Annotated in this window: 22 protein-coding genes, 2 pseudogenes and 1 other annotated feature; all 24 genes and pseudogenes read right to left on the bottom strand. The window is 60.6% G+C overall.

What is annotated here, in order from left to right; translation table 11 throughout:
• Positions 1 to 705: 705 nt before the first annotated feature.
• The 24 genes and pseudogenes from ACR9Y6_RS02285 to ACR9Y6_RS02170 all read right to left on the bottom strand — a co-directional run bounded on the left by ACR9Y6_RS02285 (position 706) and on the right by ACR9Y6_RS02170 (position 20,918).
• The gene (locus ACR9Y6_RS02285) at positions 706 to 1,011 is read right to left on the bottom strand and encodes an STAS domain-containing protein (protein ID WP_481279807.1); all 306 of its coding nucleotides are present in this window, start codon (positions 1,009 to 1,011) and stop codon (positions 706 to 708) included.
• An 11-nt stretch (positions 1,012 to 1,022) separates the two neighbouring features.
• Positions 1,023 to 2,201, bottom strand: coding sequence for a methyl-accepting chemotaxis protein (locus tag ACR9Y6_RS02280; RefSeq protein ID WP_481279806.1), 1,179 nt, complete (start codon positions 2,199 to 2,201; stop codon positions 1,023 to 1,025).
• Between the two features lie 16 nt (positions 2,202 to 2,217).
• Positions 2,218 to 3,315: a protein-glutamate methylesterase/protein-glutamine glutaminase gene (locus ACR9Y6_RS02275; protein ID WP_481279805.1), complete on the bottom strand. Its 1,098-nt coding sequence runs from the start codon at positions 3,313 to 3,315 to the stop codon at positions 2,218 to 2,220.
• A gap of 57 nt (positions 3,316 to 3,372) precedes the next feature.
• Positions 3,373 to 4,032: a chemoreceptor glutamine deamidase CheD gene (gene cheD, locus ACR9Y6_RS02270; protein ID WP_481279804.1), complete on the bottom strand. Its 660-nt coding sequence runs from the start codon at positions 4,030 to 4,032 to the stop codon at positions 3,373 to 3,375.
• Complete coding sequence (locus ACR9Y6_RS02265) at positions 4,029 to 4,904, bottom strand: CheR family methyltransferase (protein ID WP_481279803.1); 876 nt, start codon at positions 4,902 to 4,904, stop codon at positions 4,029 to 4,031. The genes cheD and ACR9Y6_RS02265 overlap by 4 nt, the downstream gene beginning before the upstream one ends.
• Positions 4,905 to 4,907: 3 nt before the next feature.
• Positions 4,908 to 6,620, bottom strand: coding sequence for a methyl-accepting chemotaxis protein (locus ACR9Y6_RS02260; protein WP_481279802.1), 1,713 nt, complete (start codon positions 6,618 to 6,620; stop codon positions 4,908 to 4,910).
• An 84-nt stretch (positions 6,621 to 6,704) separates the two neighbouring features.
• Positions 6,705 to 7,226, bottom strand: a complete 522-nt coding sequence (locus ACR9Y6_RS02255) for a chemotaxis protein CheW (protein WP_371025104.1) — start codon at positions 7,224 to 7,226, stop codon at positions 6,705 to 6,707.
• 318 nt (positions 7,227 to 7,544) lie between these two features.
• Complete coding sequence (locus tag ACR9Y6_RS02250) at positions 7,545 to 9,509, bottom strand: chemotaxis protein CheA (RefSeq protein WP_481279801.1); 1,965 nt, start codon at positions 9,507 to 9,509, stop codon at positions 7,545 to 7,547.
• A 37-nt stretch (positions 9,510 to 9,546) separates the two neighbouring features.
• Positions 9,547 to 9,909 (bottom strand): response regulator, encoded by a 363-nt coding sequence (locus ACR9Y6_RS02245; RefSeq protein WP_306850379.1) that lies wholly within the window; start codon positions 9,907 to 9,909, stop codon positions 9,547 to 9,549.
• A gap of 10 nt (positions 9,910 to 9,919) precedes the next feature.
• Complete coding sequence (locus ACR9Y6_RS02240; RefSeq protein WP_481279800.1) at positions 9,920 to 10,237, bottom strand: STAS domain-containing protein; 318 nt, start codon at positions 10,235 to 10,237, stop codon at positions 9,920 to 9,922.
• 640 nt (positions 10,238 to 10,877) lie between these two features.
• Positions 10,878 to 11,234 carry a hypothetical protein gene (locus ACR9Y6_RS02235; RefSeq protein ID WP_481279799.1) on the bottom strand — a complete coding sequence of 119 codons (357 nt, stop codon included), beginning with the start codon at positions 11,232 to 11,234 and terminating at the stop codon, positions 10,878 to 10,880.
• Positions 11,235 to 11,269: 35 nt separating this feature from the next.
• Positions 11,270 to 11,581, bottom strand: a pseudogene (locus ACR9Y6_RS02230) (hypothetical protein); the annotation flags it as partial.
• Positions 11,582 to 12,174: 593 nt separating this feature from the next.
• Positions 12,175 to 12,990, bottom strand: a complete 816-nt coding sequence (locus tag ACR9Y6_RS02225; RefSeq protein WP_481279798.1) for a hypothetical protein — start codon at positions 12,988 to 12,990, stop codon at positions 12,175 to 12,177.
• 74 nt (positions 12,991 to 13,064) lie between these two features.
• On the bottom strand, positions 13,065 to 13,484 hold the full coding sequence (locus ACR9Y6_RS02220; protein WP_481279797.1) for a hypothetical protein: 420 nt from the start codon (positions 13,482 to 13,484) through the stop codon (positions 13,065 to 13,067).
• A gap of 9 nt (positions 13,485 to 13,493) precedes the next feature.
• On the bottom strand, positions 13,494 to 13,718 hold the full coding sequence (locus tag ACR9Y6_RS02215; protein ID WP_481279796.1) for a hypothetical protein: 225 nt from the start codon (positions 13,716 to 13,718) through the stop codon (positions 13,494 to 13,496).
• Positions 13,719 to 14,152: 434 nt separating this feature from the next.
• Entirely contained in the window at positions 14,153 to 14,881 is a 729-nt protein-coding gene (locus ACR9Y6_RS02210; RefSeq protein WP_481279795.1) for a hypothetical protein, read from the bottom strand.
• The gene (locus tag ACR9Y6_RS02205; RefSeq protein WP_481279794.1) at positions 14,878 to 15,978 is read right to left on the bottom strand and encodes a hypothetical protein; all 1,101 of its coding nucleotides are present in this window, start codon (positions 15,976 to 15,978) and stop codon (positions 14,878 to 14,880) included. The genes ACR9Y6_RS02210 and ACR9Y6_RS02205 overlap by 4 nt, the downstream gene beginning before the upstream one ends.
• A gap of 114 nt (positions 15,979 to 16,092) precedes the next feature.
• Positions 16,093 to 16,927, bottom strand: a pseudogene (locus ACR9Y6_RS02200) (IS3 family transposase); the annotation flags it as partial.
• Positions 16,536 to 16,652: a sequence feature (AL1L pseudoknot), on the bottom strand. Its footprint overlaps the pseudogene before it by 117 nt.
• A 66-nt stretch (positions 16,928 to 16,993) precedes the next feature.
• Positions 16,994 to 17,338 carry a hypothetical protein gene (locus ACR9Y6_RS02195; protein WP_481279793.1) on the bottom strand — a complete coding sequence of 115 codons (345 nt, stop codon included), beginning with the start codon at positions 17,336 to 17,338 and terminating at the stop codon, positions 16,994 to 16,996.
• A 213-nt stretch (positions 17,339 to 17,551) separates the two neighbouring features.
• On the bottom strand, positions 17,552 to 18,103 hold the full coding sequence (locus tag ACR9Y6_RS02190) for a hypothetical protein (RefSeq protein ID WP_481279792.1): 552 nt from the start codon (positions 18,101 to 18,103) through the stop codon (positions 17,552 to 17,554).
• A gap of 336 nt (positions 18,104 to 18,439) precedes the next feature.
• Complete coding sequence (locus ACR9Y6_RS02185; RefSeq protein WP_481279791.1) at positions 18,440 to 18,916, bottom strand: hypothetical protein; 477 nt, start codon at positions 18,914 to 18,916, stop codon at positions 18,440 to 18,442.
• A gap of 81 nt (positions 18,917 to 18,997) precedes the next feature.
• Positions 18,998 to 19,243, bottom strand: a complete 246-nt coding sequence (locus ACR9Y6_RS02180) for a DUF7660 family protein (protein WP_481279790.1) — start codon at positions 19,241 to 19,243, stop codon at positions 18,998 to 19,000.
• A 108-nt stretch (positions 19,244 to 19,351) separates the two neighbouring features.
• Positions 19,352 to 19,771, bottom strand: a complete 420-nt coding sequence (locus ACR9Y6_RS02175) for a hypothetical protein (RefSeq protein WP_481279789.1) — start codon at positions 19,769 to 19,771, stop codon at positions 19,352 to 19,354.
• Between the two features lie 685 nt (positions 19,772 to 20,456).
• Positions 20,457 to 20,918, bottom strand: coding sequence for a hypothetical protein (locus tag ACR9Y6_RS02170; protein ID WP_481279788.1), 462 nt, complete (start codon positions 20,916 to 20,918; stop codon positions 20,457 to 20,459).

Below are 20,918 nucleotides of genomic sequence, written 5' to 3'. Positions count from 1 at the left end.
ACGGTAGTCGCCGTCCCTTGGGCAAGGATGCCGCTGCGCGGCCGTGTTTGATGGCTGCGCCCCGGCGGGCTCGGACGGTCGGGCGGGGGTTTCCGATTCGCCTTCCTGGCTCAGCGGAAACGATCGGCCGTCCTGGCCGATCCCCTACGGGCCTTGTCCGCCCGCCCGTCCTCGGCTCCTAATGTCGCGCCGAGGGTGGCGCCCGGCAGCTCTCTGGACACAGGGGTTGGGCTGGTGGGAAAGAGCGACGCTCGCCACGTGTCGCTTCCCACCCGCGTGGGGGGTCACACGGAGAGGGCATCCACCCCGGTCGCGGGCGTTGGCTTTTGCCGCACAACACCTCAGTGCTCGGAAGAGCCGTCGGCCGCCGCCCTCGTCGCGACTTGTGGAACCGAGGAGCGACGGGCGAAAAGGCCCGTCAGGGGGCCGGCCTGGATGGCCGGCCGTTTCCGCCGAGCCATGGAAGGCGAGTCGGAAACCCCGCCCGGCGCGACGGGCGCGACGGGGCGCCAGCCATAGAACATGGCCGCACAGCGGCATCCTTTCCCGAGCGACGGTGTAACCGGAGCGACGAGGGTGGCGGCCGACGGCTCTGCCCCACGCCGCCCGCCGCCGCGGGATCGCCGACAGGGTCGGCTCCCACCAGAAAAAAACGCCCCGACAAAGCGGGGCGTTCCGTGAAACCGTATCGGTCGAAATGCCGCTTCAGTGCACGGTGAAAAGCTTGTCGAAGCCCGCGATGCGCAAGGTGTTGCGCAGGTCGGCGCCGGCGTTGACGATGCGGATCTCGGCGCGGTCGCCGCCAGCATGCTCGCGCAGCAGCATGAGCATGCCTAGCGCCGAACTGTCCATGGCGGTGACCTGTTCCAGGTCCAGCACGTAGCTGCGCGCCGGGCTGACCTCGCCCAGACAGGCATCGTGAAAAGCGCGATGGATCGAGAAGTCGAAGCGCTCGCCCAGATGGAGGGTGAGGCAGCCCTGCTCGGTGTCGTGATGCACGTTGATGGCCATGGATGCTTTCCTCAGAACAGATCGATGTCGCCGGCAGCCATGGACTGCTGGAGGGCGGGACCGCGCGAGCGCAGGCGGGCACGCTCACGCTGCTCGGCCAGGCGGGAACGGACGCGCTGGGCGCGGGTGCCGAGCTCGCTGGCGTCGGCGGGCGCGCAAGCCAGTTCCTCGATGTCGCGGGTGCAGTCGGCGGTGATTTCCTGGAGCTCGACCAGGCGCGAACGGGTCTGGTGCAGCAACTGGCTGAGGATGTCCTCGAACTGCAGGGAGCGGATCGTCGTGGAGACGTCGTTGCCCAGGCCACGGTTGATCGTGGCGGCCTCGTCAGCCGCCGCACTGGTGCGGGCGTTGGACTCGGTGATGGTCGCCATCATCTCGTCGATGCCGCCCTTGGCGGACAGCGCCACGTTCATGTCCTGCGACGCCATGTTGCCGACGAGCTCACGCAGCTGTTCCATCGCGGTGCGCGAACGCTCCACGTGCGTGCCGATCTTCTCGTTGAACTGGTTGCTGTGCTGGGCGAGGTTGCGGATTTCGCCCGCCACCACCGCGAAACCGCGGCCGGACTCACCGGCGCGCGCAGCCTCGATCGCCGCGTTCAGCGCCAGCAGGTTGGTCTCTTCCGCGATCGTGTTGACGTTCTTCAGCAGCGCGAACACGGCGTCCATCTCCTTCGCCATGCCGTCGATGCGGTAGACGATGCGCAGGCTCTCGCGCGACAGCTGGACGATCAGGCCCACGAAGTGCTCAAGCAGGCCAGCCGTACGGTCGGCGAAGTCCTGCACCGAGATGCCCTTGCCACCGCCCTCGATGATTTCGCTGAGCAGTTTCTGCTGCTTGCCGGTCTTGTGAGAAAGGCCGTTGAAACCGCCGCCCAGTTCGGCGACGGCGTCGCGCAGCAGGTCGAGCGCCTGGTTGAGTTCGCGGCTGGCATGGCCGAGTTCGTCGACGATGGCGCTACGGACGTCTTCCATCGCTTCGCGCACCGACGCCTCGTCGCTGGCGTGGCTGCTCAGTACCACTTCCACTTCGGGCACCGGGGCGGAACGCAAGCTGATCGCGATCCAGGTCGCGGTCAGGAGGGCCACCACGACCGGGGCGACCCAGGCCGAATGGAACACCAGGACCAGTACCAGCGCGATCGCGCTGGCGGTGAAGCCGACGGAGTGTTCGTTCTTCGGGATCAACATGATGACGTCTCGTTGTTCAGGTGCCGACGCGGGCGGCGGCGGGCACGGGGGTATGGGCAAGCGCGAGCAGGCGCGCGGCGATGGCGTCTAGCGGCAATATCTCACTGGCGGCACCCGCCTTCCACGCGGCGCCGGGCATGCCCCAGACCACGGAACTGGCTTCGTCCTGGACCAGGGTCGGCGCGCCGATTTCCTTGAGTTCGCCAAGACCGCGCGCACCGTCGTCGCCCATGCCGGTAAGCAGGCAGCCGATGGTGGCGGCGCCGACACTGGCCGCCATGGAGCGAAACAGCACGTCGACGGCCGGCTTGTGCCGGTTCACGGGCGGACCGTCGTGCAGGCGACAAACGTGGCGCGCGCCATCCCACATCACCAGCAGGTGCTGGCTGCCGGGAGCGATGTACGCATGACCCGGCTGGATGGGCTGGCCATCGCGTGCCTCGCACACGCGCATCGCGGAGCAGGAATCCATGCGTGCGGCGAACGGGCCGCTGAAAGCCGCCGGGATGTGCTGGGTGATGACGATGGGCGGTGCCGTGGGCGGCATGGCTTCGAGCACGACACGAATGGCTTCCGTGCCGCCGGTGGACGCGCCGATGGCGATGATCCGCGTGCCGCCGCGGCTGCCCGCCGTCTGCGTGCGCGGCAACACCGCGTCGGCGGAGAATCGCGGTGCGACGTCCAGCCTGGCCACCGCGGTGCGCTCGCGCGGCTTCGCGCCGGCGGCGAGTCGCACCTTGGCGCAGATCTCGGGCGCATGCTCCATGAAAGTGTTGGCCAGGTCGGCGGCGGGCTTGGTGAAGAAGTCCACCGCTCCCAGCTCCAGCGCGCGAAGCGTGACGTCGGCACCTCGCTCGGTCAGCGTCGACACCATCACCACCGGCATCGGCCGAAGACGCATCAGGTTCTCGAGGAAGGTCAGGCCGTCCATGCGTGGCATCTCGACGTCGAGCGTGAGCACGTCGGGATTGAGTTGCTTGATCTTGTCGCGGGCGATCAGCGGGTCCGCGGCGGTGCCGACCACCTCGATGCCCGGGTCGGACTCGAGCATGGTCGACAGCACCTTACGCACCAGGGCCGAATCGTCGACGATGAGAACGCGTACTTTCTGCATGGGCACTTGCAACTCGGTGGTGGAACGATGATGAGGCGAGGCCCCCGACGACATGCGTCAGAACAACTCCACCTCTCCCTTTATCGGATCGTCGGCCAATCGCTTGAGGTATCGTCTCTCGCGATCGGCCAGGCTGTGGTCGTGGGTGGCGCGCAACTGGCGCACGCGGACCTTGCCGCTCACCGGGAAGAACTGCACCTGGCGCGGGTAGATGTCGCCCACATCGGCCGCGCACAGCTTCAATTTCTCCGTGGCGATATAGCGCTGCACGAACGCGATGTTGCGCTGGCCGATGTCGGTCATGGTGGCCAGCACGCGGCCACCGCCGAAAATCTTCACTTCGAGGTCGTCGCGTTTTCCGCCCGCCTTGAGGATGGCGTTGATCAGCTGTTCCATGGCGTCGTTGCCGTAGCGCGCGGCGCGGCCGACCGTGGAACTCCAGCTGTCGCGCTCACCCGCCGGCTCGGGCAGCATGAAATGGTTCATGCCGCCGATACGGCGCCGCACGTCGCGCACGCACGCCGACACGCAGGAACCCAGCACCGTGGAAATCATTTCTTCCTGCGTGCTGACGTAATACTCGCCCGGCAGGATCTTCACCGTGACCACTTCCTGCGCAGGGTCCCAGAACCGGCGCACGTGCTCGAAGCCCGGTAGCACGCTCTTCGGGTCGAAACCTACGAAGGTTCGTGGTTGTACGACGAACGTGTCGCTCATGTACGCTTCCGGTAGACCGTCCGGCCGATCAGGTCGAAGTCCTCGGACAGTCCGTACATGGATTCCGAGTGACCGAGGAACAGGTAGCCGCGGCTTTCCAGCATGCCGGCATAACGGGAAAACAGGCGCTGCTTCGTCGGCTTGTCGAAGTAGATGACGACGTTGCGGCAGAAGATCGCGTCGAACTTGCCCTGCATCGGCCACTCGTGCAGCAGGTTCAAGGGCTGGATGGCGACCAGTTCGCGCAGGCGCGGATGCACCAGTGCATAGCCGTCGTAGGCACCTTCGCCACGCAGGAACCAACGCTTGCGCCGGGCGTCGCTGACGCCGCCGAGGCGGTCGATCGCGTACATGCCCTTGCGCGCGGCCTCGAGGGCCTGCGGCGACAGGTCGGTGGCGAGGATCTTCGCATCCACGTTGGCACCGGTGCGTTCGAGCGCCTCGGCGAGCACCATCGCGATGGCATAGGGCTCTTCGCCCGTGGAACAACCCGCGGACCAGATGCGCAGGCGGCCGCCGCCACGCTTTTCTTCAAGCCAGCGTGGCAGTAGCTCGTCCACGAGCATGTCGTAGTGGTGCATCTCGCGGAAGAACGAGGTGACGTTCGTGCTGATGCAGCTGGCCAGTTCGCCGAGTTCGGACGCGGGATCGCGGCGCAGCAGGTCGCAGTAACCGGCGAAGCCGGAGAGACCCAGCGCGCGAAGACGACGGAGCAAGCGTCCCTGGACCAGTTGGCGCTTATGTTCGCCGAGCGAGATACCGCAGTGCTGCAGCACGAACTCACGAAGAAAGGTGAATTCGGCTTCGCCGAGGCTGGGCCCCGTCGCGCTCGCCAGCCCGACGGCATCGCCGTTGTTGACGAGCGCGCTCATCGATCAGAACTCCTTCCACGCACCGGCGTCGGCGGACTCCGCCGGGCGCGGCGCACGCGGGGCCGGCGCGCTGCGCACGGCGGCGAACACGGTTTCCATCTCTTCCTTGGCCACGTCCTTGCGGACGCCCTTGCCCGCCGCCTTGGCGGAGGCCTGGCCGGCGATCTGGAAGAAGGCGACCTGACGGCTGAGCTCGGTGGCCTGCTCGTGCATGGCACGCGCGGCGGCGGCCGATTCCTCGACCAGCGCGGCGTTCTGCTGGGTCATCTCGTCCATCTGCAGCACGGCGTGGTTCACCTGATCGATGCCGGCGGACTGCTCGGAGCTGGCGGCGGCGATCTCGGCGACGATGTCGGTCACCTTCTTCACGCTCTCGACGATCTCGGCCAGGGCCTTGCCCGACTGGTCGACCAGTTCGGAACCGGTCTTGACCTTGCTCGCGCTGTCGTTGATGAGGCCCTTGATCTCCTTGGCGGCGTTGGCCGAGCGGCCGGCGAGGTTGCGCACCTCGGTCGCCACGACGGCGAAGCCACGCCCCTGCTCGCCCGCACGCGCCGCTTCCACGGCGGCATTGAGTGCCAGCAGGTTGGTCTGGAAGGCGATCTCGTCGATCAGGCTGACGATGTCGGAAATTTTCTTGCTCGAACTGTTGATCTCGCGCATGGCGACGACCGTCTGCGCGACGACCTCGCCACCGCGCTCGGCCTGCTCGCGCGCGCCACGGGCCAGCTGGTTGGCGTGGCTGGCGTTCTCGGCGTTCTGCTTCACCGTGGAGGTCATCTCCTCCATCGACGAAGCGGTTTCCTCCAGGCTGGAGGCCTGCTCCTGGGTGCGCTGCGAGAGGTCGTCGTTGCCGCGCGAGATCTGCTGCGCGGCGGTGCTGACCGAACCGGACCCGTGGCGCACTTCCGAGACGATGGCGCTGAGGCGCTCGTCCATCGCGCGGAACGCGGCCTGCAGCTGGCCGAGTTCGTCGTTGCGGGTGACCTGGATGTCGTGGCCCAGCTTGCCTTCCGCGATCTGGTGCGCGACGTCCACCGTCTGTGCCAGGGTGCGGATGATCGAGCGGATCACCAGCACGGCGATCAGCAGGCAGACGAACAGGCCGATGGCCAGCGACGCGATGCTGACTGCGCGGACCGTCTTGTACTGTGCGCTCTCCCTGGCGTAGATGGCTGCCGCTTCGTCGCGCTTGGCTTCGACCAGCTTGGTCAGCTGGTTCTGGCGGTCCATCAACAAGGGGCGCACCTGGAGTTCGAGCACGTCGGAAGCGCCCTGGTCCCCCTGGTTAAGCGCATCGACCATGTCCGCCTTCGCCTGGTCGTAGTCCGCGTTCGTTGCCTGCCACTTGTCGTAGAGCTTCTTGACGTCGGCGGACATCGGAACCTTCAGGAACTCCACCTTGGTGGTATTCATGTCGGCCTGGTACTTCTGGAACTCGGCGACTTTCTGCTTCACCTGGTCGGGATTGCCGACCTTCGCCGCGGCCTCGCCCAGCACGATGAAGGACATCAGCGAGTTCGTGTTGATGCGGGTCAGCATCTCCGAAGGAACCAGTTCCTCCTGGTAGATCTGGCGCATGCCTTCGTTCTGGAAGTGCATCGCGCCCAGGCCGACGGCCGCGCCGCCCAGGAGCATGAGCGTGAGCAAACCGAGTACGCCGTAGAGACGACCGCGGACGGTCAGGGCGGGAACTTTGAACTTGAACTTCTTCATCACGATTCCAATCGGCAAAGTGCGGCAAAGGCAAACCGGGCATCACATGCCGGCTGGCTCGTGGCCGCCGGCGCGTTCGTAGGCTCAGGCGACGGCTTTCACTTCCGGCGAGGCCAGGGCGACCTCGAGCATCTGGGCGTCTTGCGGTTGCAACAGGCGGTCCACGTCGAGCAGCAGCACCATGCGCTCGCCGACGGAAGTCAGGCCCTTGAGGTATTCGGTGTCCACCGTGGTGCCCATGTCGGGGACCGGACGGACCGCGGCCGGCAGCACGTCGATCACATCGGAGACCGCGTCGACCACGACGCCGAACTGGCGCCCGGCGACCATCACGATCACGCAGACGGTGGTGGCGGTGTATTCCTCGGAGGCCAGGCCGAAGCGCAGGCGCAGGTCCAGCACGGGGACGATCGCGCCACGCAGGTTGAGCACGCCCAGCACATAGGACGGCGCCTGCGGAATGCGCGTGACAGGTGTCCAGCCACGGATCTCGCGAACGGCGAGGATATCGACGCCGTATTCCTCGCTGCCGAGGTTGACGGTGAGGTACTGCGCGGCCTCGTCGGACGCATCGGTAGCGGTGGCGTAGCTGGCTTGCTGGTTCATGTCGTTCCCACGGCGGATCGGATCGGCGGTTCGGGACCCCTTCCCCAGGGTATCGGCCGCGGCCGCGGGGACTTGAGGGCGAAGTACGCCGGATTTGGCCAAGAACCCAAGCCACCGGCAGGCGCCCAAGGGGCGAGCCGACTCCCGCAGGAAGCCTCGTTCTGGTGGGAACCTTGCTCTGGAAGAAACCTTGGCTCTGGTGGGAGCCGACTTTGTCGGCGATCCCGCGGCAGCGGGCCAGGTTGAGGCAAGCACCCATCGCCGACAAAGTCGGCTCCCACAAGGCCGGCTCCCACCTCAAGCAGCCAGCACAGCGACTCAGGCAGCCTTGCGCCGCCCCTGCATGCGAACCAGCCCCGTCACATCCGCGATCAAGGCGACCGAGCCGTCGGCCAGGATGGTCGCACCGGAAATCCCGGCCACCCGGCGGTAATTGGCCTCCAACGACTTCACCACCGCCTGCTGCTGCCCGATCAACTCGTCGACGAACAGGCCGATACGCGTGCCCTCGCCTTCCACCACGATGACGATGCCTTCGTCCAGAGGGCGCCGGCGCCCCGCGCAACCGAAGACGTCGAACAGGCGGACGATCGGCAGCCAGTGCTCGCGAAAACGGAACAGTTCGCCACCACCGGCCACGCTACGGACGGCATCCGGCTTCACTTGCACAGATTCGACGATCGAAACCAGCGGCACGATATAGGTCTCCTCGCCCACCACGGCGGTGAGGCCGTCGATGATCGCGAGGGTGAGCGGCAAGGTGATCGTGAACGTGGTGCCACTGCCCTGCACGCTGCGGATGCCGACGGTACCGCCGAGATCCATGACGTTGCGGCGGACCACGTCCATGCCCACGCCACGGCCGGAAAGGTCGGTGGTGGCGGCGGCGGTGGAGAAGCCCGCCTCGAAGATCAGGTCGGCCACGGCGTCGTCGGACATGCCCTCGCCCGAGGTGATGATGCCGCGCTGGATGGCCTTGGCCACGATGGCGTCGCGGTTCAGGCCCGCACCGTCGTCAGCCACTTCCACCACGATGGAGCCGCCGCGATGGAAGGCCTCCATGCGCAGCGTGCCGGTGTCGCCCTTGCCCGAGGCGAGGCGCTTCGAAGGCACTTCCAGGCCGTGATCGATGGCGTTCCGCACCAGGTGGACCAGCGGATCGCCGATCTTCTCCAGCACGGTCTTGTCCAGTTCGGTGGTCTCGCCACGGAGATCGAGCACGACCTTCTTGTCGAGCTTCTGCGCCAGATCGCGGACCAGACGCGGGAAGCGGTTGAACACCGTGCTGATCGGCAGCATGCGGATGCTCATGACGCTTTCCTGCAACTCGCGCGTATGGCGCCCGAGCTGGGCGAGGCCATGGCGGAGCATTTCCAGCTGCGATGCATCCACGCCGTCGTGGAACTGGCTCAGCATCGACTGCGTGATGACCAGCTCGCCGACGAGATTGATCAGGGTGTCGATCTTCTCGATGCCGACGCGGACCGAGCTGGATTCGCTGTTGGCGGCCGGCTCGCGCACGGCGCGTGGCGGCGCGGCCGCGGCCGGTGCGGCGACGACCGGTGCCGGCGCGGCGATGCGCGGCGTCAGCGTGAGGTCGCAGTCGCCGTCCACCCAGTCGAATACGCCCTCGACGGCCGTGCGCTTGGCACCGGCATCGAGGCGGAGCGTCCAGCCGAGGTAGGACGATGACGCGTCCATGTCGGCCAGCGGGGGAAGCTTGCTGGCGTCGCATTCGACGCTCAGCGGCCCCAGGGTGGCGAGTTCGCGGAACATGCGCGCCGGGTCATTGCCGGTCTTCAGCAGGTAATCGAACGGGCGGAAGGCGATATCCCAGCCTTCGATCGCTTCCGCCGGTGCGGCGGCCTTCACGGACGCCGGTGCGGCGGAGCCACCGGACACCATGGCCGACAATTCGGCCAGCAAGGCCTGGCTCTCGGCGGTGGCCGCCGGCTGGCCCGCCATCGACAGCGCCAGCATGTCGCGAACGGTGTCGCCCGAGCGGAGCAGCAGTTCCACCACGGCCTTTTCCATCGGACGGCGGCCACTGCGGACCTCGTCCATCAGGTTTTCCGCCACGTGGGTGAAGGCGGCCACATCGGTGAAGCCGAACGTCGCCGCACCGCCCTTGATCGAATGCGCGGCGCGGAACACGACGTTGATCAGTTCCGGATCGTCGGCGCCCTCGTCCAGCGCGAGGAGGGCCTGCTCCATGGCGTCGAGACCGTCGAGGCTCTCTTCGTGGAACGCCTTGTGGAATTGCGCCAGATCGACTTTGGACATGGGTGGACCCTGGATTGCCGGAACGTCTTGGAGCGGATTAACCGAGCACGCGGGCCACGGTGGCCAGCAGCTGGTCGGGATCGAACGGCTTCACCAGCCAGCCGGTGGCACCGGCGGCCTTGCCTTCCATCTTCTTCTCGGGATTGGATTCGGTGGTCAGCATGAGGATCGGCACGCCGCTGTAACCCGGACGCGTGCGGATCTCGCGAACCATCGTGATGCCGTCCATCACCGGCATGTTCACGTCGGCGAGGATCAGGTCGAACTTGTGGTTACCCGCCGAATCGAGCGCCGCCTGGCCGTTGTCGGCCTCTTCGACATCGTGGCCGGCGCCACGCAGGGTGAAGGCGACCATGCTGCGCATGGAAGCCGAATCGTCTACCGCGAGAATCTTTGCCATGGGAGCACCTTCAGTTCACGCCGGCTTGAGCCGGCAGTTCAATCAAAGCATCGAGGCCGAGCGTGGACACGCCACGGCGGAGGGTGTCGCTGACCCCGGTCCAGGCGACGGGGACGCCCGCGGCACGAGCATCGCGCGAGAAGGCCGCGAGTACCTGGAGGGCGGCGGTGTCCGTCTGGGCCACGGCGGCCGCGTCGATCTCGACCGCCTGTCCCGCCGACAGGGTGGCCAGCAGCGTCTCGCGCAAGGCCGGGGCGCTGCCGATGCGCAGGTCCGCATCCAGCGTGAGCGGGGCGCGGGGCGTGTCTTTGGAGGATTTCTTCGCCATCGTCCGTACCGTTGGGACCCTTGGCGCGCATCGCCCGAGGGGTCGTTCGATGGTCTTATCGGCTTGGTGGGGGAAAGCTTTAGGGGGATCTGCGCGGCGCCCCTGCTTTCACTGAACCATAGACTCCACCAACCAGGCAGAAAAGTCCGGAGCGTAGCCCCTCACTTCCCAACCTGGCGAGGCGAACGCGTGGACATAAACGATCTTTGGGGACTCAGAAAGGTCGGTGCCATCAAAGCAAGCAACGTCATCCGTGTCCTCCATCTTTGCAAACGGCACAAGCTGTCGCTCTGGATACTGCTCCCGGAGTGTAGCTATCCAGAAATCCGCGTGTAGCGGGTAGTCGCAAAGGAACCACCAGGATCCGACATCGGGCCTCTCATCCGCCAAAACAAAGGCACGGAATTCCGCGGGAATGGCGAAGCCGGAAGGAAGGTCGCCATCCGAAAAGAAGTAACAGTTTTTAGTCATTTGTACCTGGGCCCTCTCAGAGGTGACCCGAGCCGCAACGCATCCTGTCTACCCATGTACGCAGGTCCGAGGGAATCCTCGTCAAACTGTCGCTTCATCGTGTCATCCATCAGGATCTTCTTCTCCCCCATGCCCACACGCCCCCAATGAGTACGCACAAGAAAAGCCCTCAAATGATCGCGTACGCCTCGCCGTCCCGCTCCAGCACCATCCGGCTCAGGCCGGATAGCGATAGCGCACTCGCGCGGGTAGTCGCTTTGGCCAAAACACCCGTGACCTCAACCACGTCGGAGTATCGCGCCGGGCCACCCACCCAGCCACCGACCTTCGAGTCGAGGAGCTTTTCAAGTCCTGGGCAGTAAACTTCCACGGCGTGAGCTGTGTCGCCTACGCCGAAGGATTCGAGAGTGGGAACAAGAATTGCTCGTGCATCGCGTATGACGAGCACAGCACGTGCCGAGACAACTCTTCCCAGAGATGTCTCGGACATATCTGAGAAAATATCAAATGGATCTTCCGCATTCACTCGGTATAGACCTTTAGCATGCCGCCATCCCACCTTCACACCCCGCACTCGACCGGACGGTATCGCCCGCAGGATACCCACTCGAGTAGTCGCCACTCAGATATACGAGTTGCCAAGTCACCCGTGACACCTCGAGCCAGAGATCGTCCGACAGCTCTATCGGCGCCCCTCGAGAAACCTTTAGGAAGGTGAGCTACGCTTCTATCAGGTAAGATCAGCTGACTCTCATTTTGGTCTAGATTGTTTGAGAAGGACCGATTGATTTGTGATGCCTTACTGGAATCAGTCCACAAGAAGTCAACGGCCTTACCCTCGTATGGACCTGAGGTGAAGACAAAATCCGGCGCTTTGCTTCCAGGGCCGTCTGGACTGTTCTAGCGCATCAAGGTGCTGCCGAAGGTGTTCTCAAGTTCCGCAGCGGCATGCCCCTCGCGGATCACAAGCTTGTTTGTCGCCGGGTCCAGTTGCGATTTGAGACAAAGATAAATCTCCCCATCGTAGGAACTATCTTATTCTGCGAGAATCTCGGCCACATTAAGCGGATTGCCTTGGTCATCCTGGAATGAGTGAAAGCCTTCTTCCGCTTGTGCCGGCCACAGATCGTCTGTCAACGACAGTGCCTCAAGTTCGACTATCCTTCCGTCCTTTCCAACCCATACGACGAAACTTGCCAGCGCTGGCACAGGTAACTCGCGAATCGCATTGACAGTTGGAGGATAGCTACTTACTGGGAGACCGTTTCCTCCCCGCGGAACAACAACCGGAATAGCCCTTTCGTCACACGCAAGATGAGTTGTAACTCCACCAGCGAAGACATCGCGTCGTAGTACCGAAAGGTACGGAATCTGCTCTCTGAGCTGCCGAATCCAATCTTCGTCACCCCGTAACGCGAGCCGAATAACGCGGCACTCAAAGGCTGAAATAGTGTCCATCACTCTTCTCACGGATAAGGATACTTCGAGTTATTGACATCACCAGACAACGTTCCGATACGAAAGACGCCGTCCACAGTCGTCCCTCGCACCCAAACAGGTGTACCGCCAACATCCATCCAGGTGGTGACAATTGCTCCGGGTTTGCCAACGAATTGCTGAGCAGCCTCATGCACAGCCTCAAGAGCCTGCTCTGGACTTCCAAATTTTGCAACGATCGGCTCCAAACTGTGGGCCGGATTTTCGAACAGGTGGACCATTTTAGAGGTGTTCTGCCCGTAAACCGCGAGCGGGTTCGCGCCACTTTGTGGAGACGACCCCAGTGTTGGTACATTTGGCCAACTGCCGGCTTCAGCTTCAACAACGGTGGTTGTCGCCGGCACCTTGCCTTCATTTCCAGCGAGAAGCCAGGTGGTTTTTCCTAGAAGGTCTCCGACCCAAGTCCCCTGCGCGGCCGCTGCGGACATCCCATCCGTATACTGCGGGGACGCGCCACCGAGCTGCTTCGGAATGAACGGATTGGTTGGATTCGGCCCCTCATCATTTCCTACGAATGGCAGGAGAGAATTACCGTACTTTGCTCCCGCACCAGACAGGTAAGCGCCAGTCTCACCGTCTTGCGGAAGACTCGCATAGACCGAAGCTGCGACGCCGCCGAGGAACCCGATATTGCCAAAGTACCCGGATTGCTCGAGATGATGATCGGTCGTCTGATCTCCATGCATCTCGCGCGGAACAACTGGACTGTCAGTGTACGATTCCAGCGCACCAAGCCCTTGGTAACAGGCCGAAGATCCTCCAGCGTTACAAACGATCGCAAGCACCACGTCGTTCTGGACTGACTGCTTCTTGGCTTCAGCAATCGCGTCGGAACGACACGAGTCGGTCGTGCAAATATCTACACGCGACCGTCCTCATAACTAACGTAAACGGTCTTGATTAACACGTCGGGATGATCGCCTTTTTCAGGCACATAGAGAACCAATCGGCCATTCGCGATGGAGTAGCCTAGAACATCTTCGACGAACGATGAGTCCTCCAACCGAATCCAATCCGCAACCTCTCGCGCTATCTCGCCGAGCACGTTTCTGCCGAAACAAAGAAAGACGTTAGGCCGCGAAATTTCGATGCCCTCAATAATGTCATCTTTGTCGAAATGAACGTGGATCGACCTATTGTTGTACACATCGGTGGGGCTAGCACTAAAGGGTGACTTCATGAACTGATAAGGCTTTTCTCCAAACAAATCTGCAATCTCACTGCGTGTCTGGCCCGCATGAAAACCAATGAGACGCCCTTGGGTGAATTCGAAATTCATGACGCGCCCTCAATTCTTGAAATCATTCGGATTCAATGACTTAGCATAATCTAGCATCTGCTGAATATTGGCGTCGTACTTGCTGCCGAACTTAGCATGTATGTCATCGATGTCCATTTGCATAGCTTCAGCGAGTTTCCCCTCGTTGAGGAGTTGCTGCTGCTTTTCTCTGTAGGCTCTGGCCGATGCTCCCGGCCCGTAGCTTGCCGTTTCGCGGTGATCAGCAGGGTCCATTTTGATCGCTGGGCCGTCTTGACTGCTGATAAGCGAGCCTGCGTAGCAAGACTGCGCCGGACAATGGTGCGAATCAAGTCCATCATTTACAGGTTTGCTCGTATCCCTATGAGCGCCGCCAAGTGTATCGCCGGAAATCGCCCCTCAGCATCCTGCACTTTCTCCGAGAATCCATTCGACTGTTGGACAATCGACTTCGCCGTATCACGAATCGCGCCGCCAACAATCGCAAGACCCGCGTCTACGGCAACAGACGCGATGGTGTTCGAAGCAGGATGCACAAGGCCCAGCTGCTCGGGAGTTTGCGCATCGAAGCCATACGTGCCGATCCATTGAGCGGTCGGATCGATCAGGTACTCCTGTTTTACGGCTTGAATCTGACCGGTGATACCTGAGTTGCCTACTCATTCGTCAACGCGACATGGACTTTCGGCTCAGCCGAACAAGATGCTTCGAACATCATCTTGCACATCTCTATTCGATTCATCGACGAATGGCTTCTGGGAAACCACAACGCGGACGATACCGCGGGACAGCTCCTCCAACCTGTATCGACCGGAATCAAGCAATCTTTCCAGGCGATGGTGACCTACGCGATCCCAGAAGACGGAACCGAACCACATTGCGTAACCCACCACTTCGACATACCCGATCTTGATTTCGCGACGTCCGGGATTACGAGACGTATCGATGACCGACTGCTCCAACGGATAGGGCAACCCATTCGAAATCATGGGAAGGCCGCTATAACTTCTGCCCGCCGCCTGGTACTCAAGCGGATCGGCCGCATTCTGCCAGAACGTGTACTCTTGATCGAGAATGCATGCCTGCGTAAAGCCCTCGTGCTGAAGAAATGGCTGCAGCACATTCTCCCAGTCCGATAATGTAACTGCCGACTGCTTCCGTATCGAGAGCAACTGATGCCGATACGCTGTGACAGTTGCGAAACGAATAGAGATGAAGTCCGTCTCGATGGAGAAAGACGCTCTCCTGCTCTTAACGAGCGAATCTAGCGCAGCGTCTGCACTCATTAGCTCATCGTAAAGCTTCACTTGCAGCGAACAAAGGTTAAGTACATCAAAACATAGCCGAGCCGCCTCGCCTCCGGCCAAGGAATCAAGCTCAAAAATAATGTCGAGTCTTTCAGACCTTACCGCCATCACGGGTACTCCCGCACTAGAACAGTCACCCCAAGTGACTTACCGTATTGGATTAGCGACTCGGCAGACTGCGCGCTCCCAGAAGGAACCCTGATGTCGAGCACCATCTTGGCGGGCTGACCCGAAACAGTCGCACCGCTATGGCTCAAATCATCTATCGTACTCTCCATCCTTCCTTTCCATCCGGCGCCAGCTGTATCAATTGTCTTCAAGCTAACGAGAGTATTCCCTTGCTGGAAGTCTACTAATGGAAAGTAGCCATTCTTCTCAGCGCCAACTTGATACCACCCGTTTGAAGCACTGTATTCCGTCTTTGCAAGCTCGGCCTCAATCTTGTTGCCACGGGCAATTGGTGAGAGATTCCAGACACTGGTATTCGACGCAACCGCGCTCGCGACGGACTCCGAATCGATTGCATGGTCGGCAGATTGTATTTTATCTGAGAATCCGTTCGACTGCTCGACGATCGATTTCGCCGTGTCACGAATCGCGCCGCCAACAATCGCAAGACCCGCGTCTACAGCAACAGACGCGATGGTGTTCGAAGCAGGATGCACAAGGCCCAGCTGCTCAGGAGTTTGTGCATCGAAACCATACGTGCCGATCCATTGAGCGGTCGGATCGATCAGGTACTCCTGTTTTACGGCTTGAATCTGACCGGTGATACCTGACTTGTCCAAAGCAAGCCCGATACCAAACTTCGCAGGACCCGCCGTGGCAACGGCTACCGCATACCCCAGGGCTTCCGCATTCTCTGGACCAATCCAATTGACCACCTTCTCGACGCCCATTTCTCCGTTCGAAACGAGCCCAGTCAATGCCACGCCAGCGGATTGCCGGATGCTTCCCTGGATTGCATTCGAAGCCGTGTTCGGCGGAGGCGCGGAGCCAGAATCCGCGATCGCACCCGTAGCCGTGGTCGTGATGGGCCCGACGGTCACGGAACCGGCCACCTTCTCCATGACCTGGGCTTTCTGCGCGTCAGACAGGTCGTTGAACGATGCACCGTCGAACATGCGGTAGGAGGCCGCCTCCACCACCGCCAAACCATTCAGATTCTCATCCACTCCCGGCGTGGACAAAGCGGCGGCCAAGGCCACCGGATCAGCGCCGTTCTTGATGGCATCGTTGAGGATGCGTTCGCGCGCCGCCTTGACGGCCTCGTCGCCGCCCGCAGTGGATGCCTACCCGCCTGCGTAGTACTGCTCGAGTTCTTCGACTTGGGCCGTGCGCGATACACGCCAATCAACAATGCGGCGAGCGTAAACGTCGATGACGAAGGCCCCATAGACAAAGCCTTGCCAGGTTCAGACGTAGGTGAAGTCACTCACCCACAGTGCATTAGGACGATCGGCGCGGAACTGCCGGTTCACCCGATCCAGCGGCGACGCCGCGCTCTTGTCGCTGAAGGTGGTGCGCACCGGGCGACCGAGAACCACCCCACGGAGGCCAAGCCGCCGCATCAAGCGCTCAACCGTGCAGCGAGCCACGATGGTGCCTTCGCGCCGCAACTGGCGCCACACCTTGCGTACGCCATAGACCTTAAAATGCTCGACCCAGATCCGTTGAATCACCAGCGAAAGATCTTCATCCGGCGAGCGCGATGCGACCGCTGATCAGGGCGACCACGCTCTGCCACATGGCGATAGTACGTCGACGGAGCAATCGGCAATACGCGGCAGATCGGCTCGACTCCGTAGGTGGCACGGTGATCGTCGATGAAGGCGATCATGGCTTGAACCGGCGGTCGAGTTCCACCTGGGCAAAATACGCCGATGCCTTGCGCAGAATCTCGTTAGCCTGGCGCAGCTCGCGATTTTCGCGCTCCAAAGCCTTGAGTTGGTCGCTATCACTTGTGCTCAGACCGCCGCGCTTCCCCTCATCTACCTCGGCCTTTCGCAATCAGTTATGTAGCGTCTGCGGCGTGCAGCCCAGCTTGCCCGCAATCGACTGGATCGCCGCCCATTCCGAGGCGTGCTCAGGCAGGTGCTCCCGCACCATCCTGACCGCTCGCTCTCTCACTTCCGGGGAATATTTCGTCTTTGCCATGGCTCCATCCTTCCAAGATTGGGAGCCTCCGACAAAACCGGGGCGGTTCAGCCGAATTGCCACCCCTCAAATTACCACGTGTACATCCCCAACCCGCTCAAGTATCAATCGGCTCAGACCAGATAACGATAACGCACCGATCCGGGTAGTTGCCTCGGCCAGAATGCCAGTCACTTCAACCATATCGACGTACGATGCTGGTCCGCCTACCCAACCACCGACTTTCAAATCAAGAAGTTTTTCTAGGCCCGGAGAATAAATTTCCACCGTCGCACCTGCGTCAACTGACTCAACACTCGGGACAAGGACTGCCCGCGCACCGCGTATGAGAAGCGCAGCCCGCGTTGAAACGACTGTTCCTAGCAACAATCCAGCAGTATCTGAGAAAATATCAACTGAAGTTGGAATCATATCCACCTCGACGTATAAATAACGTCACCCGAGAACTTCTTAGCAATCTCATCAACAGGAATGAAGTACTGACGACCAGGCGCCGGATCACGAATCACAACCACCTGCTGACCACTACGCACAGCGCCTACAGCGCCTTAGGCAGCCGTGAAGGTACCTGGTTTGTTGTGCCAGTAATCTTCTCACCAGGAATGAAACGTTGACGAGTCAACTCTACGCTACGTTCGACAGCCAGAAAGATTGCCGAATCACCTGGAGTGCCTCTCCCTCGATTTGCAACCAATCACGAAGCTGCTCTAGCCTCCGCAGATAGCCATCGGGGCTCATGTAATCCAATGTAGCCGTTGTTGCAAATCCCGGAAGGGGAAGATCAAGGTCCATTGCACTCCAAATCATTACGAACTCATCTAGCCGAATTGAGCCGTACATGGGATCTTCTTCTGGGTCTTTCAGCAGTTCAGTTAGAACCCCAAATCTCCAACAACGAAGTCCGTGTACCTGATCGAGCCCGGTCCGCTCACAAATCTGCTGGACCATCGCCAACAGTTCACTCGTCGACAGACGAGGCTCAGTAGCCATCGCGACAATTTGCATCAGAAACGGACTGACTGACTCCACAACCTCCAATCTAACATTCGCAAAAATTGCGACGCAGCTAGGTGAGAGGATGTCGGACAGTCCTGGAACACCCGTCAACCCTCGACGGACGACTTCCCAGTTGACCAGTTGACGTTCCATCAAGCTATTGAAGACATTGTCAATCATGGTCTGATCGGCTTACCGTTAATTGTTCCGTTGGGAACAAACATGCGATGAGTAACACCGCCAATTTTTGATCGATAATCCATTCGAAGCGACCAGCAACACCATTCAGTGAACCGTTCACTTGGTATAGGGTCGAACCGCTCCCGAGTTTAAACTGCGTGGCTGACCCAGCATAGTTGTCAACGATATCGCTGAACCCGTGACTTAAAGGACTCGAGGGAAATTCCTGTTGGGCAAAGGGTGGCTTTATCGTGACTTCGCTACTCGCATCTACCGGCCCGCGAACTGGGATGGGATTGTCATCGGCACCGACTACGGTAATCGGCTTAAGCTGGCCTATCTTGTTCCCGCCCCCCCTCCCGGCTGCCCGTATCCTACACGCGGCTGATCAAGGATATCGTTGGAAATCTGCTCTAGGGTACCTCGGGATGAAGTTGAATTTGGTGGACCACTCGTGCCGCCCGGGGTGAGGCCCGTTTTCACGGTCACACCTTGGGCAATCAAATCCGTCAGCTGTTTGGCTGCGGCCGCGTTCTGAGCAGATAGACCCACGCTCCGCCAAGCAAGCTCCTCGGCGCTCGGTGTTGCACCACCTGTCCACCACTGGCTCGCGCCTGCAGCGAGTGTATCCGCCTCCTTCGCCACACTAATGGTCGCTGCGCTGCAGGCACCCGGTACTGACTGACAAACTTTTGCCGAAACGTAGGCGTTGATAAATCCTTGGGATGCCCTTTCGAGGCCTTCCATACGAGTTGTGCCATGCACATCTGACCACGCATCCGACCAGGCATCTCCGAAGTCATAACCGAACATGCCCGTTGCCTTGAGCTGGCCGGCTATCTCCTGCTTCTTCTCAGAGGAGGTTTTATCAGCGTCTGGGCATACTCGAACGAGTTATTCGTGAACGCGAGACGCCAGTAGGATTTTAGCAAAGGTACTCCAGCTCGGCACCATTACATCAACATCGCCGGTGTTTCGAGCGTAGCTGTCCATGGAATGTATCCACGCCGCCATTGCGGACAGGAACCTCTCCAGCGTGTCGTTCTCCCAACCATCCGGATTGGTCACAAGGTCTTCCACCAGCATGGTGACTAGAGCGGACAAATCGTCAACGGTCTGCACGTCTACCGTGTTCGCCATAATAATTCCCCATGCTTCTCTCGTACAAATTCAGGCGTGATCATGTGTCCACGACGTATATCAGCGCCACGACTTCGATCTCCAGATTGCAAACGTTCACCAGGATAACTACACGCGACCGTCCTCGTAGCTGACATAAACGGCTTTGACTAACACATCAGGATGATCGCCCTTGTCAGGTACGTAGAGAGCCAACCGACGATCGCAGAGCCAGTACCCCAGGTCATCCTCAGAAAATGAAGCGTCGTTTGACGACAAAAATTCCGTCACAGTTCTCGCTTTCTCACCGAGCACATTCCTTGCGAAACAAAGGAAAACGTTAGGCCGCATGATCTCGATGCCCTGCATGACATCGCTTTCATTAAAATAGACATGGACCGACTCATCGCAATACGCGTCGGTAAGGCCAATACTGAAAGGCGTCTTCATGAACTGCACTGGCAACTCTCCGAACAGTTCTGCGATTTCGCTGCGCGTCTGGCCTGCGTGAAAGCCGACGAGTTGTCCTTGTTTGAACTCAAAAACCATAACACGTCTCATTTCTTGAAATAATTCGAATTCAACGACTTTAGTCAATGCAGCAACATCTTCCGCCGTTTTACGTCCACGCTGTTATCATCGTCAGTTACGCGTTGCCGAGCCTTTCTCGCGCACATCCCCGGACCACAGATCTATATACGTGAATGGCCCAAGGATTCTTTCCATCGTCGACTCACCGACGACTTCGACGACACGAGTGGGAATTGATATCCCTAGCCTGCCATCCGGCATCGGAAACATCTCACAGGTCACTCCGTGACTGGCTAGCGTCTCGGCCAGTTTGCTCTCATCGCTCGCGTCGAAGACAAGTTGCATGCCCATCAGCGCTTGACCTCAATCGTGCAAATATCAGCGAGGGCAAGCTCTATGCGCTCGAATGCACCCAGCCAGAGCACCTGCCCACGTATGTCGTAAATAAGTCGGCAACGAGAAAGCACCGGCGGAAGTTGCCATCGCGCGTGGATTATGCGAGCCCGGTTGTAGTCGATGCTCCTGGCCACGTTCCACTCCGTCTCCAAATTGTGATTGGCAACAAAGACGAATTCCCCTTGATCTTCTCGTACAAACTCAGGTGTGATCATGCATCCCCGTCTTGGAGCAGTGCTGTGCGACAAAGCGACGTAACCGCGCGAAGTCAAGACCCTATCACGGGCCGCGGTATGATGATCCAGTCTTAGCTGGCAAATTTCTTCCAGAATGGTTCATCGCCAGCAGCTAATGAATCTACGAGGTCGAGTGATCTGGCCGTATCCTGAATGTAGGCAGGCATATCGATCCGCGCGACACGCACCGGCTTTAGTATTCCCCAATTGCTATAGAAGTCTCGGCACGACGTTGCACACTCCTCGAATGCATTGAAATAGGCCTCAAATCCGTCACTTGCGCCTGCGCTCACGGCATGCGCACCGACCTGGCCGACAGCCCGTTTCCGCAACTCGTTGCGGACGCACCTCATCAACGATACTGCGTCGTCAACATCGTCCAACTTTACGTAGGTACGAAATATTTGATCATGAAGCAGTTGTCCGCGTACGCTTCCAGCCGAGATATCTTTGACCACGACTGACAACCGATCCATCGACGCGACATCTCCTAGATCGAACATATAGCTGCCGCCAATAAAGCCCACTGTCAT

This window comes from Luteibacter sp. TLI7-4A (genome assembly GCF_056754745.1).
The sequence above is the reverse complement of the archived record's forward strand: the minus strand, read 5'-3'. Positions and strand labels throughout refer to the sequence as shown.

What these genes read in the sequence shown, in the direction of transcription:
- ACR9Y6_RS02285 (WP_481279807.1), bottom strand. Translation starts at nt 1,011, where the DNA reads ATGGCCATCAACGTGCATCACGACACCGAGCAGGGCTGCCTCACCCTC.
- ACR9Y6_RS02280 (WP_481279806.1), bottom strand. Translation starts at nt 2,201, where the DNA reads ATGTTGATCCCGAAGAACGAACACTCCGTCGGCTTCACCGCCAGCGCG.
- ACR9Y6_RS02275 (WP_481279805.1), bottom strand. Translation starts at nt 3,315, where the DNA reads ATGCAGAAAGTACGCGTTCTCATCGTCGACGATTCGGCCCTGGTGCGT.
- cheD (WP_481279804.1), bottom strand. Translation starts at nt 4,032, where the DNA reads ATGAGCGACACGTTCGTCGTACAACCACGAACCTTCGTAGGTTTCGAC.
- ACR9Y6_RS02265 (WP_481279803.1), bottom strand. Translation starts at nt 4,904, where the DNA reads ATGAGCGCGCTCGTCAACAACGGCGATGCCGTCGGGCTGGCGAGCGCG.
- ACR9Y6_RS02260 (WP_481279802.1), bottom strand. Translation starts at nt 6,620, where the DNA reads ATGAAGAAGTTCAAGTTCAAAGTTCCCGCCCTGACCGTCCGCGGTCGT.
- ACR9Y6_RS02255 (WP_371025104.1), bottom strand. Translation starts at nt 7,226, where the DNA reads ATGAACCAGCAAGCCAGCTACGCCACCGCTACCGATGCGTCCGACGAG.
- ACR9Y6_RS02250 (WP_481279801.1), bottom strand. Translation starts at nt 9,509, where the DNA reads ATGTCCAAAGTCGATCTGGCGCAATTCCACAAGGCGTTCCACGAAGAG.
- ACR9Y6_RS02245 (WP_306850379.1), bottom strand. Translation starts at nt 9,909, where the DNA reads ATGGCAAAGATTCTCGCGGTAGACGATTCGGCTTCCATGCGCAGCATG.
- ACR9Y6_RS02240 (WP_481279800.1), bottom strand. Translation starts at nt 10,237, where the DNA reads ATGGCGAAGAAATCCTCCAAAGACACGCCCCGCGCCCCGCTCACGCTG.
- ACR9Y6_RS02220 (WP_481279797.1), bottom strand. Translation starts at nt 13,484, where the DNA reads ATGAATTTCGAATTCACCCAAGGGCGTCTCATTGGTTTTCATGCGGGC.
- ACR9Y6_RS02215 (WP_481279796.1), bottom strand. Translation starts at nt 13,718, where the DNA reads ATGGACCCTGCTGATCACCGCGAAACGGCAAGCTACGGGCCGGGAGCA.
- ACR9Y6_RS02195 (WP_481279793.1), bottom strand. Translation starts at nt 17,338, where the DNA reads ATGATTCCAACTTCAGTTGATATTTTCTCAGATACTGCTGGATTGTTG.
- ACR9Y6_RS02190 (WP_481279792.1), bottom strand. Translation starts at nt 18,103, where the DNA reads ATGATTGACAATGTCTTCAATAGCTTGATGGAACGTCAACTGGTCAAC.
- ACR9Y6_RS02185 (WP_481279791.1), bottom strand. Translation starts at nt 18,916, where the DNA reads ATGTTCGGTTATGACTTCGGAGATGCCTGGTCGGATGCGTGGTCAGAT.
- ACR9Y6_RS02180 (WP_481279790.1), bottom strand. Translation starts at nt 19,243, where the DNA reads ATGGCGAACACGGTAGACGTGCAGACCGTTGACGATTTGTCCGCTCTA.
- ACR9Y6_RS02175 (WP_481279789.1), bottom strand. Translation starts at nt 19,771, where the DNA reads ATGGTTTTTGAGTTCAAACAAGGACAACTCGTCGGCTTTCACGCAGGC.
- ACR9Y6_RS02170 (WP_481279788.1), bottom strand. Translation starts at nt 20,918, where the DNA reads ATGACAGTGGGCTTTATTGGCGGCAGCTATATGTTCGATCTAGGAGAT.